14 protein-coding genes are annotated in these 13,603 nt (G+C 33.2%); 4 read left to right on the top strand and 10 right to left on the bottom strand.

The annotated features are described in order from the left end of the window. A partial coding sequence (locus BMY96_RS07210; RefSeq protein WP_139205230.1) for a T9SS type A sorting domain-containing protein occupies positions 1-652 on the top strand: 652 nt, incomplete at its 5' end. A gap of 238 nt (positions 653-890) precedes the next feature. Here BMY96_RS07210 and leuB read toward each other — a convergent pair. The 4 genes from leuB to leuC all read right to left on the bottom strand — a co-directional run bounded on the left by leuB (position 891) and on the right by leuC (position 5,892). Beyond that, positions 891-1,949, bottom strand: a complete 1,059-nt coding sequence (gene leuB, locus BMY96_RS07205) for a 3-isopropylmalate dehydrogenase (protein WP_092850894.1) — start codon at positions 1,947-1,949, stop codon at positions 891-893. Positions 1,950-2,258: 309 nt separating this feature from the next. Then, complete coding sequence (locus BMY96_RS07200) at positions 2,259-3,779, bottom strand: alpha-isopropylmalate synthase regulatory domain-containing protein (RefSeq protein WP_092850892.1); 1,521 nt, start codon at positions 3,777-3,779, stop codon at positions 2,259-2,261. 3 nt (positions 3,780-3,782) lie between these two features. Beyond that, positions 3,783-4,379: a 3-isopropylmalate dehydratase small subunit gene (gene leuD, locus BMY96_RS07195; RefSeq protein WP_092850891.1), complete on the bottom strand. Its 597-nt coding sequence runs from the start codon at positions 4,377-4,379 to the stop codon at positions 3,783-3,785. A 118-nt stretch (positions 4,380-4,497) separates the two neighbouring features. Further along, positions 4,498-5,892, bottom strand: a complete 1,395-nt coding sequence (gene leuC, locus BMY96_RS07190) for a 3-isopropylmalate dehydratase large subunit (RefSeq protein WP_092850890.1) — start codon at positions 5,890-5,892, stop codon at positions 4,498-4,500. Between the two features lie 435 nt (positions 5,893-6,327). Here leuC and BMY96_RS07185 point away from each other — a divergent pair, with 435 nt between their 5' ends. After that, positions 6,328-8,160 carry a phage tail-like protein gene (locus tag BMY96_RS07185; RefSeq protein ID WP_092850889.1) on the top strand — a complete coding sequence of 611 codons (1,833 nt, stop codon included), beginning with the start codon at positions 6,328-6,330 and terminating at the stop codon, positions 8,158-8,160. A 114-nt stretch (positions 8,161-8,274) separates the two neighbouring features. Here BMY96_RS07185 and BMY96_RS07180 read toward each other — a convergent pair whose 3' ends face one another. Continuing rightward, a complete protein-coding gene (locus BMY96_RS07180) occupies positions 8,275-8,661 on the bottom strand; it encodes an acyl-CoA thioesterase (RefSeq protein ID WP_092850887.1) in 387 nt (128 codons plus the stop codon). A gap of 120 nt (positions 8,662-8,781) precedes the next feature. Between BMY96_RS07180 and BMY96_RS07175 the strand changes: the two genes are divergently transcribed. Continuing rightward, a complete protein-coding gene (locus BMY96_RS07175) occupies positions 8,782-9,198 on the top strand; it encodes a glyoxalase (RefSeq protein ID WP_092850885.1) in 417 nt (138 codons plus the stop codon). Positions 9,199-9,251: 53 nt separating this feature from the next. Here the strand turns inward: BMY96_RS07175 and BMY96_RS07170 are convergent, their stop codons facing one another. The 5 genes from BMY96_RS07170 to BMY96_RS07150 form a co-directional block, all read right to left on the bottom strand. Beyond that, a complete protein-coding gene (locus BMY96_RS07170) occupies positions 9,252-9,935 on the bottom strand; it encodes a DUF2461 domain-containing protein (protein WP_092850883.1) in 684 nt (227 codons plus the stop codon). Between the two features lie 83 nt (positions 9,936-10,018). Then, a complete protein-coding gene (locus BMY96_RS07165) occupies positions 10,019-10,582 on the bottom strand; it encodes a hypothetical protein (protein WP_092850881.1) in 564 nt (187 codons plus the stop codon). Positions 10,583-10,631: 49 nt separating this feature from the next. After that, complete coding sequence (locus BMY96_RS07160; RefSeq protein WP_092850879.1) at positions 10,632-11,534, bottom strand: mechanosensitive ion channel family protein; 903 nt, start codon at positions 11,532-11,534, stop codon at positions 10,632-10,634. Between the two features lie 52 nt (positions 11,535-11,586). Further along, positions 11,587-12,090, bottom strand: a complete 504-nt coding sequence (locus BMY96_RS07155; protein ID WP_092850877.1) for a Dps family protein — start codon at positions 12,088-12,090, stop codon at positions 11,587-11,589. Between the two features lie 202 nt (positions 12,091-12,292). Further along, positions 12,293-13,069, bottom strand: coding sequence for a tRNA pseudouridine synthase A (locus BMY96_RS07150; RefSeq protein WP_092850875.1), 777 nt, complete (start codon positions 13,067-13,069; stop codon positions 12,293-12,295). 96 nt (positions 13,070-13,165) lie between these two features. Between BMY96_RS07150 and BMY96_RS07145 the strand changes: the two genes are divergently transcribed. Beyond that, the gene (locus BMY96_RS07145; protein WP_092850873.1) at positions 13,166-13,585 is read left to right on the top strand and encodes a hypothetical protein; all 420 of its coding nucleotides are present in this window, start codon (positions 13,166-13,168) and stop codon (positions 13,583-13,585) included. Positions 13,586-13,603 lie beyond the last annotated feature (18 nt).

Here is a 13,603-nt window from a genome sequence, read left to right as displayed (position 1 = left end):
TTGTAATGGAAGTTCTAATGGAGCTGCAACAGTTAATGTAACAGGAGGAACTACGCCTTATACTTATGTATGGAGTAACGGTGCAACTACGGCAACAATTACAGGTGTTAACGCAGGAACTTATAATGTAACAGTTACTGATGCTAACGGATGTACTTCTGATACTTCGGTAACAATAACAGAACCAATTATAATTGATAATAATATTACTCAAAACGCAAATATATTAACAGCAGATCAAGAAGGTGCTAGTTACCAATGGTACTCATGCCCAAACACTTTATTAACAGGAGAAACAAACCAAAGCTATACTGCGACAAGTAATGGTGATTATAAAGTAGTAATTTCTAATGGAAGTTGTTCGGCAGAGTCTTTATGTGTTAGTGTAACTTCTTTAAGTATTGATTCTTTCACTAACAACTTTAAATTCTCAATGTACCCTAACCCTAGTAGTAATAATGTAACAATTAAAACAACTACAGGTGGAGATTTTAATATTACAAATCAATTAGGTCAAATAGTTAAAAGCTTTAAGGCAAATGTTGGTGTTGAAACTAATGTTTATGTAGGTGATTTAAGTGAAGGTATGTATTTTGTAAGATCAAACAATACAAATGCATTCTCTAAAAAGTTAGTTATTAAAAAGCAGTAATAGTTGTTTTATTAAAAGACAATTAATGCATAAAAAAAAGCGTGGATTCTAAACTAGAATTCACGCTTTTTAATTTGGATATCCTTTTAAATGCAGACTAATTTTAGGCAATAACATTATTTTATTACATAAAAAAATACGACTACAAGGTTTTATTTTTAAAAAAAATAGTTAAGGATATATAACAAAAAAAAAGGTGAATTATAAAATTCACCTTTTTTTTATTGTATTAAACTAATTAAATATTAACAGCTAAAAAGTCACCAACTTCTTTAGTTCCGTAGGCTTTACCACCATTGGCTAAATCTTCAGTAACAACACCTTCAGCTAAAGCTTTATTTACCGCATCTCTAATCGCTTTACCTTCTTCAGGTAAATTAAAAGCAATCTCAAACATCATGGCTGCCGATAAAACCATAGCCATTGGGTTAGCAATATTTAACCCCGTTGCTTGTGGGTAAGATCCGTGAATAGGTTCAAATAAAGAAATAGATTCTCCCATAGATGCCGATGGCATTAATCCCATAGATCCAGAAATAACCGAAGCCTCATCCGTTAAAATATCACCAAATAAGTTTTCAGTAATTAATACATCGTAGCTATTTGGCCATTGTACCAAACGCATAGCAACTGCATCAACCAACTCATAACTTACTTCAACTTCAGGATAATCCTTTTCCATGGCCTGTACAGTTTCTCTCCATAAACGAGACGTTTCCATAACGTTGGCCTTATCAACACAACATAATCTTTTAGAACGGGTCATGGCTAATTCAAAACCTTTTTTAGCCAAACGTTGTACTTCAGCACGTGTATAAACACAGTTGTCAAAAGCCGTTTCTCCACCATCTCTTCTACCCTTTTCACCAAAGTAAATACCACCAGTTAACTCACGTAAAAACACCAAATCGGTACCTTCAATTCGCTCTTGTTTTAACGGCGACTTATCCAATAACGACGGAAACGTAAATGTCGGACGTAAATTAGCAAATAAACCAAGTTGTTTACGCATTTGTAGCAAACCATTTTCTGGTCTCACTTTTGCCGAAGGATCATTATCAAATCTTGGCAAACCAATAGCACCAAATAAAACAGCATCCGAAGCCAAACAAACTTGATGCGTACTATCTGGGTAAGGTTCTCCAACCGCATCAATTGCCGCTGCACCTGTTAATGCTGGTTTCCACGTAATTTCATGTCCAAATTTCTTTGCAACCGCTTCACTAACTTTTTGAGCTTGATCCATTACTTCAGGTCCAATGCCATCACCTGCTAAAACTGCAATATTAAATTTCATCTTTATTTATTTTAATCTTTAATTTATAATTTTTGTTATTTTAAGTGTCCCGATTTTATTCGAGCATTTGGGCGTTCCTTTTTACTCATACCTACAAGGTTTTAAAAACCTCGCAGGATCGCAAAAAGTCGGGCTTTCACTACTCGCTTCCTCCTACCGTCGGCGAGCTCAAACATGCCGTTCAATACCTAACGCGGGCAAGTTTACAGGCTTCAGTTATAGCCCCCGATTTTCAGTAATCCGTCTTCAGTCATTTCTTCAAAATCAAGATAACTTCCGTCTTCCGTCACCCGTCTTCGGTCATTAAACTTAACTCACAATAATATTCAGCATCTTCTCTGTTGCCTTTATTGCCGACACCGTTTGGTCACTATCTAAACCACGTGTTTTAAATTCGCCATTACTATTTCGCCATGTAATAATTGTTTCACATAAGGCATCCGAGTTACTTCCTGGTGGAATTCTAACCGCATAATCAATTAAAGCGGCCAGCTCCAATTTCTTCTTTTTAAACACCCTTTTTATGGCATTCATAAAAGCATCAAATTGTCCATCGCCTTGCGAGCTCTCTTCAAAAGTCTCATTATTTATGGTAATAGAAACTGTTGTAGATGGCTTTAAACCTTTAGAGTGTGTTAAAACATAGCTATTTACCTTAACTTTTTCTTCGTAAGTTCTATCTAAAACATCCGAAATAATATATGGTAAATCCTCCTTGGTAACCACTTGTTTTTTATCGCCCAACTCAATAATACGTTGGGTGACTTTCTTTAAGTCTTCATCATTAAGCTGAAGTCCTAATTCCTGTAAATTCTTCTGTATATTGGCCTTTCCAGACGATTTTCCTAACGCATATTGGCGTGTTCTACCAAAACGTTCTGGCATTAACTCGCTAAAATACAGGTTGTTTTTATTATCGCCATCGGCATGAATACCGGCTGTTTGCGTAAATACATTAGCACCAACAACTGGTTTGTTAGATGGAATCATTACACCAGAAAACGTTTCAACCAATTTACTAATGGTAAATAAAAACGTTTCGTTTACACCAATTTCTATCTCTGGCATAAAATCGTTAATTACAGCAATACTACTTGCCATAGGCGCATTTCCTGCACGTTCGCCCATACCGTTTACAGTTAAATGTAAACCATCGGCACCAGCTTTTAAACCTTCCATTACGTTCGATACGCCTAAATCATAATCGTTGTGCGCATGGAAATCAAAATGTAAGTTTGGATATAAATCCTTTATTTCTTTTATAAAATCGTAAGATTCCTGTGGTGTTAAAACACCCAAGGTATCTGGCAGCATTATACGCTTAACGGGTTGCGTAGATAAAAACTCTAAAAACTCAAAAACATAAGCTTTAGAGTTGCGCATACCGTTACTCCAATCTTCCAAATAAACGTTGGTAGCTATACCATGCTTTTTAGCTAATTGAATATTCTCTTCAATTTCACTAAAGTGCTGATTAGGTGTTTTTTTAAGCTGATGAGTTAAATGATTTAATGAACCTTTGGTTAATAAGTTTTGAACCTTTGCTCCCGCCTCAAGCATCCAATTAATCGACACGCCTTTATCTACAAAAGTTAAAACTTCAACCGCCTGTAAAAGATTGCTACTAGATGCCCAATTGGTAACGGCTTTAACCGCCTGAAGTTCACCTTCACTCACACGTGCCGATGCAATTTCAATACGATCTACCTTTAACTCTTCAAGTAAAAGTTTCGCAATTGTAAGTTTCTCAGAAGCAGAAAACGACACGCTCGAGGTTTGCTCACCATCGCGCAATGTCGTATCCATTATTTCAATTCGTTTTACCGCCATTATTTAGAAAGGACGAGATTCAGTAAATGTTTCAATCTCACTTTTCATGTTTTGTAAATAGTCGATATCATCAAAACCATTTAACATGTTCTCTTTTTTGTACCCATTAATATCAAAAGATTCAGATGTACCAGAAGATAATAATGTAATGGTTTGTTTCTCAAGGTTTACCTCTAATTCTGTGTTAGCATCGGCATAAATAGCCTCAAAAATTTCGTTAGAAAATTCTGGACTAATTTGCACTGGTAAAACACCAATATTTAAACAGTTATTTTTAAAAATATCTGCAAAGAAACTAGATACTACACAACGGAAACCATAATCGTATACCGCCCATGCAGCATGCTCTCTAGAAGATCCAGAACCAAAATTCTTTCCTCCTACTAATATTTTTCCTTTGTAAATAGGGTTGTTTAAAACAAAATCTTGTTTTAATGTATTGTCTCCATTGTATCTCCAATCACGAAATAAGTTATCTCCAAAACCTTCACGTTTTGTAGCTTTTAAAAAACGTGCTGGTATAATTTGATCGGTATCTACATTCTCAATTGGCAATGGAACTGCAGTACTCGTTAATGTTGTAAATTTATCGTAAGCCATAATTTTTAGTATTCAGTTGCCAGTCTTCAGTTGGCAGTCAATAATATGTTTTAATAATTTTGCTACAGTATCAATTTTCCTCTATTTGACTGAAAACTGCCTACTGCAAACTGAGAACTTATAAAAGCTCTCTAGGATCTGTTACCACACCCGTTACCGCAGCAGCCGCAGCTACTAATGGACTGGCTAATAATGTTCTAGATCCTGGTCCTTGACGTCCCTCAAAGTTTCTGTTTGATGTACTTACTGCATATTTTCCAGCAGGTACTTTATCATCGTTCATTGCTAAACAAGCCGAACAACCTGGTTCTCTTAAAACAAAACCAGCTTCTTCAAAAATATCAAGTAAACCTTCTTCTTTAATTTTAGCTTCAACTATATGCGAACCTGGAACTAACCAAGCGGTTACATTATCGGCCTTTTTTCTTCCTTTAACAATAGATGCAAACGCTCTAAAATCTTCAATACGACCATTCGTACAACTACCAATAAATACGTAATCGATTTTCTTACCAATCATTTGCTCATTTTCTGAGTAACCCATGTATGCTAAAGACTTATCGTAAGTTGCCTTACCACCTTCAACAGCTTCTGCAGTTGGAATATTATTAGAAATTCCCATGCCCATACCTGGATTTGTACCATATGTAATCATAGGTTCAATATCATTAGCATCGAAAGTTATTTCTTTATCAAAAACAGCGTTTTCATCTGTTTTTAATGTTTTCCAATATGCCATAGCGGTATCCCAACCTTCACCTTTAGGTGTTTTTGGACGACCTTTTATGTAATCGAAAGTTTTTTCGTCTGGAGCAATCATACCACCACGTGCACCCATCTCTATAGATAAGTTACAAACCGTCATACGACCTTCCATAGTCATGTTTTCAAAAACATCACCGGCATACTCTACAAAATATCCAGTAGCACCAGAAGTTGTTAATTTTGAAATAATATATAAACCAACATCTTTTGGTGTAACACCTTTATTTAATGTACCATTAACGCTAATACGCATTTTCTTTGGCTTAGGTTGCATAATACATTGTGTTGTAAGCACCATTTCAACCTCCGAGGTACCAATACCAAAAGCAATAGCTCCAAAAGCTCCGTGAGTTGATGTATGTGAATCTCCACAAACAATTGTTGCTCCAGGTACTGTTATACCATTCTCAGGACCTACAACGTGAACAATACCATTATTTGCATGACCTAATCCCCAGTGGCTAATACCGTACTTATTAGCGTTATCTTCTAATGTTTTTAATTGATTAGCGGATAACGGATCTTCTACTGGTAAATGTTGGTTAATAGTTGGTGTATTATGGTCGGCAACAGCAAATGTACGCTCCGGATATAAAACACTTAAACCTCTACTTTCTAACCCAACAAAAGCTACAGGACTTGTAACTTCATGAATTAAATGACGGTCTATATACAATACGTCTGGTCCATCTGCAATATTTCTAACAACATGCGAATCCCATACTTTGTCAAACAATGTTTTGCTCATAAATAATTTAAATTTTTAAAAGTCTACAAAGTTAAATTATAATACAGATAATCGAAAGTTTAGACCACATTGTTATTTTATTTTTATAAAATAAATAATGGATGCATGATTCATTGCATTTTATGCAATAAAATCAAAAAAATGATTATAATTTTTAAAGATAAATTGAATTATCTATCCTTAATCGAGTATTTACGCATTCAATTTACCTAATACTCCTATTTGTTTACTTTCAATTTTCAAACCTATAAAAAGCATAATATGGCACTATAAAAGATCTTTTTTTATCGAGAAACATACTAATTAGATATTATTTTGAATAAAAATATTTGTTTTTCATTTGAAATAATAATTTTTATTGGTTTATTAACCGTATTGTATTATTTTTATAAAATAAATTCAATGAATCCCCTCATTCTTAACAATTAATCTACAATGAAAAAAACTATAACCTTAGGATTACTATCCTTTTTTTTTCTTATACAACAAAATATCAATGCACAAGTAGGTATTGGAACAACAAGTCCCAAAGCTTCTGCAGTTTTAGACATTAGTTCGCCTGATAAAGGTCTATTAATTCCTAGAGTACCTTTAGCATCAAAAACAGATATTACTACAATTTTGACCCCAGAAGCTAGTTTGTTAATTTATAATACTGCAAATGTTGGTGGAGTTACTCCGGGTTATTACTATTGGAATGGTACCGAATGGTTAAAATTTGTAACCGACAATACAACTAATACGAATTGGGATATTCTAGGAAATGCAGGAACCGATGACACTCTAAATTTTATTGGAACTATTGATGATGAGGATCTAATTTTTAAACGAAACAATATTGTTGCAGGTTTACTAGACCAAACTAGTACTGGTTTTGGTGTTAACGCACTTTCATCTGTGTTGGCAGGCAGACGTAATACAGCATTAGGTCTAAATTCACTAAGTTCTAACACCAATGGTTATGAAAACACTGCAATTGGCGTTAATAGCTTAGTTAATAATACCACGGGGAGCTATAATACAGCTAGTGGTGCTAATGCATTAAGTAGTAATACCACTGCAAGCTTTAGTACTGCAATTGGGTACAATGCTCTAACCGCAAATACCACAGGAAGCAGTGTTACTGCTATAGGCGCTAATTCACTTTTTACTAATGAAACAGGAGCAGGTAATACTGCTGTTGGAGCTAACGCCCTTTATTCTAATATATCAGGAGCTAATAATACTTCTATAGGAAGTGGTTCTCTTAGAGAAAATGAAACTGGAAACAGTAATACTGGAACAGGAGTAAATGTTCTTAATAAAAACACAACAGGTCATAGTAATACTGCTAGTGGTGTAAATTCAATGTTAAATAATGAATCGGGAACTGGTAATACAACAAGTGGTGTAAACTCACTTTTAAATAACTTAACGGGACTTTTTAATACAGCTATTGGTTTTGGTGCTATGTCATCGAATTTAGGCGGAAATTACAATGTTTCTGTAGGTGTAAACAGTTTACGAACAAATGAATATGGGAATTTTAATACAGCATTAGGAAGTAGCTCACTTTTAGCAAATTCATCAGGGATTGGTAATACGGCGTCTGGTTACAGTGCATTGCCAAATAACACGATTGGAAACTACAATACAGCAATGGGATATATTGCTATTAATGATAACACGGAAGGGAATTTTAATTCAGCTTTTGGTTATCAATCTTTAAGACTAAATACAACAGGAAATAACAACACAGCAGTTGGGTATAGAGCCCTAGATAATGTGACTTCAGGTAGTAACAATACAGCTATTGGCTATTTATCTTCTGTTCCAGATCCAACCGCAAGTAATCAAGTACGCATTGGTGGTACTGCTATAACTTATGCAGGAGTACAAGTCGCTTGGACAATTACTTCTGATAAAAGATGGAAAAATACTATTAAAGATTCAAATTTAGGCTTAAAATTTATAAACGACTTACGCCCTGTATCTTATTATAGAAATAACGATGAAAACAATAGAATTGAATATGGTTTTATTGCTCAAGAATTAAAAGATGCCTTTAAAAAGAATAATACCGATAGTAATGGTGTAATAACTAAGGATAAAGAAGGCATGTTAAGTGTTCGATATAATGATTTTTTTGCACCTATTGTTAAAGCTATCCAAGAGCAAACGCAAGAAATTGAATTGTTAAAAGCGCAAAACGAAACCTTAACTCAAAAACTACATCTATTAGAAAAAGAATTAGAAGACATTAAAAATCTTCTAAAAAACAAAAACTAATTATATTTTATATCCTTTATAAAATAGTAACAAAACAACACTCTTTGAGTCCTATTAAAAAAGCTATTTTAATTAATTAAAGCAGCTTTTTTTAATATCTAATTATTCACAAGGTTATCCCAATCTATCCGCAACATATTCTACTTCCGTTTTTCCATGTGGCAAAGCCTGCCCATTAGGACCAATATTTACCATAACAATGTTGGATATGGTTATTATGGTTTCTCGAGTTCTCATATTCCTAACCTCGCAACTTAGGGTTAAAGATGCTTTACCAAATTTTATAGCTTCGATACCTATTTCGACGACATCGCCTTGTTTTGCCGACGTTTTAAAATCTATTTCACTAATGTATTTAGTAACTACTTTTTGATTTTCTAATTGCACTATAGAATATAATGCCGCTTCCTCGTCGATCCATTCTAATAATCTGCCACCAAATAAGGTGCCGTTGGCATTTAAATCTTCTGGTTTAATCCATTTTCTGGTATGAAATCTCATTGTTTTAATTTTTGTTTAAAGATAGAAAAATCTTAAATGTTGATAACCTCGTTAACAATTAAAATGGTAAAAATTAAATGCAGCTGCTATAATCGATAATTTTAGTAAAAATCTAAAATAATGGACTCTAGACAATTCAACCTTAAAAGTATTCGACCTGAAATTTTAAGTACTACCATTAACGACAATATGAGTGCCGATGAGCGTTTTCAAAACTTAGTACTGCGCCCAACCATAAAATTTCAAAACGATTTATTAATTGAAGTTTTTAAAAATTACATTACCAAACACAAATCCGTGTTTTATGATTTAAGCTTAGAAAAGCGTATGGATTATATTGAAAATGCCATTCAAAAAGACATGAAACTTCGAAACTCCATGAAGGGAATGATTATTGGTATTTTTACTGTTGAAGAATATACTATTTATATTAAAAACTCTTCGGCTTTAAATAAACGCATGATGAATATTGTTAAAGAACGCTTACTAAGCCATATTCAATTATTTGAAAAGCCCGAATTATTAACAGCCGTTTAAATGTGGTTAAACAAACTTATGTTTAAGATTACGCATAAGTAGCGTTAGTTTCCTTAATCAATTAACGAAACGCCATTTAAATCTGTGGTTAAAACATCGCTCATATAATCGAAAAAAGGACGAATTGCTTTAAACGCGTTATCAATTTCATTAATAAAATTAGCATCTAATACTTCCTTATCGCTATAGTGTTTAGTGAAGATGTATTGTTTTTTCTTTATTAAATCGATAGCTGGATGGTCTTTTGGAAATCCGCGTGGAGCAGATTTTACTTCGTCGCCAATAAAGTGGTCTGCCCAAATAGAATTAAAATCTTTGCTGGATAAAATTGCTCTTATTTCAGAATCGTCCATTTCAAATTCTTTTCGAATACGCAATAAATCTTCTTTTTCCGGTTGCCAAAACCCAGTAGCTATAAAACTTTCGTTATTTGGTTGCAAATGCACATAGTAACCCCCTCTTAATTTGGGCTTAACCCTGTTATAAGATCCGCCAAAATGTGTTTTGTAAGGGAGTTTGTTTTTTGAAAAGCGTACATCGCGATATATTCTAAAAACTTTTAATTTATCTACTTCGTCATGCTTGTTAAGATTATCTAACACAGTATTATAAAAGACTTTAACCTCTTTCTCGGCCGCTTTAAATTCTGGTTTGTTATCGTTAAACCAATCGCGATTATTATTTTTTTCTAATTTTTTGAAAAATTTAAAAACGGACTGTGGTACCTGTACACTCATAGCTAAATTTAGTTTTACAAGGTTCTAAAATACAAAAAGTCCCGAATGAATCGGGACTTTTAATTTATCTTATCATAAAAATATTATTTCGAGCTACTAACTGCTTTATTGTATTTAATTTTCATGATATCTTTTAAATTGTAATCGTAATACTCTACCACAAAGTTTCCTTCGCTATCAAAATAGCCAATACCATTTTTGTTCTCTCCACTTACAATGTAATGACCATTTGTTGAAGATTTCCATGCATTACCTGTTTTTACAAACTGGTTTGTGTTGTTGTTAAATGCAATATCAAACCCTTTTTTGTTGGGTGTAAATTTATAGTTTTTATCGCCAGAAATATAAAAGGTTTCTTTGGTTAAAAAATCGTATTCTGGATCGGCATCATCATCTACCATAATCATTTTCTCTACTTTTTTACCAGTAAGCACACGATCTTGATTTACTTTATCGGCATCTGCACCTTGTAGTTTCACGTTAGATGTTTCGCGTGTAATAACCTTAACTTTACTCTCGGTAGTGTTATCACTATCTTTATATTTAATAGTTTTTACTTCTACTTCTTCCTTTACTTCCGATGGCTTTTCTTGAGCCATAATAGTTCCACTAAAAACCAATACTAATAGGTATACTAAATTTTTCATTTTTCTTATTTTTTATTAATTATTATTTCAATTTCAAAGATGCTATATCTTAATTATTTGAAAACTCTCCATTTACCACCTCTTTGTCGATGGCTAATTTATTATCAAACTGTAATGTTCTAATTGGGAATGGTATATTAATTCCTGCCTTATCGTAAGCTTTTTTAATAGCGATAATAGCATTTGTTTTTGCTTTTAACTTTTCAAGCATACTCTCTGAATCAATCCAAAAACGACATAGATAATTGATAGAACTTCCTCCAAACTCGGTGTAATAAAACTCTACATCTTCAGGTTTTTTAACCTGATCGAATTCATTAGAAATGGTTTGCTGTGTTAAACGTTTTACTTCGTCTAAATCTGATTCGTAACCCACACCACACTCAATAAATACACGCATTTTGGTAGTTAATGAATAATTTTTTAATGGATTTTCTAGTATCGATTTATTAGGAATTAAAACCATATTGTTATCGGCTTCCTTAATTACAAAGTTTTTTAAACTGATTTCCACAACTTCACCAGAATATCCGTTGGTTTCTACCCAATGGCCTAATTCTACACTTTTACGGAAACTAAGTACTATACCAGCAAAGGTATTACTTAACGTACCTTGCAAGGCTAAACCAATTACTAAACCAGATACACCGGCTGCTCCAATTAAGGTTTCTAAGGTTTTACTTAAGTTTAATACACCTAGTGCTAAAAATAATCCAACAGCTATAATGGCCACCGCAGTTATTTTAGTTATGATAGAAACCAAAGAATCTTGGTGCACTTTTTTAGACACCAACCTTCCTACAAGTTTTGAAACGTATTTGGAGATATAGTAAAATACCACCATAACAATAATGGCAATTAATAGGTTTGGCAAGTTGGCAATAATGGTCTCTAACCAACCTGTAAGTTTACCTGAAATGAGTTCGTATGCTTTATTAAATTCTTCTGTCATGATTATAAATGTTATAGGGTTAAAAGTTAAATATTAAGTTACTTAACTTGTTTTAGCTTATAAGCTCCTTTTTTTGAGGTTGCTCAATTTTGCTAGTCGCCCAAGCATTTAGCATCCAACTAGATTTTTCTAGTTCTCTTATGTATGCACCAATTAAATCGATAGTACCTTCATCTGAAATTTTATCTGCCTTTTCAATTACTTTAGACATTTGTTTCAATAAAATTTTATGATCATTCAAGGTTTCATCCACCATATCTTGATCCGATTTTATAGGTCTATCTTCGTGTATTGTAGCTGCTTCCAAATAATCCTTCATTTTACTCATAGGATTATATCTTAATGTTAAAACACGCTCTGCAATAGCATCGATTTTTATTTTGGCATCATTGTATAATTCTTCAAACTTTTCATGTAAATCGAAAAAGTTTATTCCGTTAACATTCCAATGATTACTTCGAAGTTTTTGATAGTATATATGATAATCTGCTAATAAAATATTTAATTCCATCACCACAGGTAGTACTTCTTCCTCATTCATATTTAAATAGTTCATAATTATATTTTTAAAGGTTAATATCTATTCAAAAGAAAGTTTTATGCTGTCTTTCTTTCTTACCGCTAAATTATAATATGAGTAGCAATACGGTTTGTTCGTATGATAAAAATCCTTGCTCATTTCAAAATGAAACAAGTAAAAAAGGAGGTGAAAACGCCGCAAAACGCCTTTTAAATATGCTGTTTAGAGTGCATTAAGATTATTCGAAATCTATTTTGTTTAATATTAAACCTGATGCAGGCGCAATATAATTCATCTTTATATTGCTATCTGGAACCAAACTATCTTGAATATCCTTAATGGTAAGTTTACCTTTACCTAAATCAATTAGTGTTCCCATCATTAAGCGGATTTGATTGCGCATAAAGCCTTTACCTCTAACGCGTAGTATATAAGATTGATCGGGAAAGTAATTGGCAGTATATAGATTGTTTTCTATTAACTCGCATGTTAATATGGTTCGTGTATAAATGCCATTATCGGTAGGTTTATAGCAATACGTTTTTAAATAGTTTTCGCCTTCAAAAATCTTAGCGCCTTGTTTCATGATCTCTATATCCAGCTCATCTAAAATAGTGGTCATAATTGGTGCACAAAACGGATGGCATTTTTGGCCATGGGCAAACAAATACAAGTATTCTTTAATCTTAGAGTTTTTTATAATATTGAACTCGGCATCAACTTCTTTTATGTTTAAGGCCCGAATATCTTGGGGTAAATTACGATTAAAAAGTTCTAAAAACGCGGTTAAATCTTCTATAGGTTCAAACAGAAAAAGTTCAATGGCTGCACATTCTGCCGAAACCATGGCATCTGTTCTACCCGAACTTAAACTTTTAAAACGCTTACCTTCTAAAATAAAATTTAATGTTCTATCTACCATTAAATGCAAGGTTTTTACATCTGGTTGTTTTTGCCAACCATGAAAGCGATAGCCTAAGTATTGAATAGTAATAAAGTAGAAGTATTTTTTCATTTTAAAATTAAATTGATGCGGAAAATAGGGTAATTATTAATTTTAACAAAAAAATTATAACTTGTAATACTAATAACTTACAAAATACCAAGTATTATGACCAACACATACTTTAATAAACCACCTATTTGGTTCTGGATTATCAGTATTATTGCGCTAGTTTGGAATGCTCTAGGCGTTGATGGATATTTAGGACAAGCCTATAATACAGAACGTTATAGAAATTCTTTTACACCAGAACAGCTTGAAATTGCTGCAAATGCCCCTTCTTGGACCATGGGCGCTTTTGCCATAGCCGTTTTTACCGGCGTTTTGGGAGCCATTTTTTTATTACTTAGAAAAAAAATTGCCACCACTTTTTGGCTTATATCGCTAATTGCCGTTTTATTACAAATGGGATATGCCTTAGTAACCGGTGAAGCCGCAAGCGTAGCTATGGTGCTTATAATTATTGTATTTGCTATAGCCTTTTTGGTATTTTCTAGATTTGCAGCCTCAAAACATTGGATAGCTTAAACTGATAATAAAAAAGGC

It is taken from the genome of Algibacter pectinivorans (assembly GCF_900112595.1).
GTDB classification, from domain to species: domain Bacteria; phylum Bacteroidota; class Bacteroidia; order Flavobacteriales; family Flavobacteriaceae; genus Algibacter_B; species Algibacter_B pectinivorans.
The sequence above is the reverse complement of the archived record's forward strand: the minus strand, read 5'-3'. Positions and strand labels throughout refer to the sequence as shown.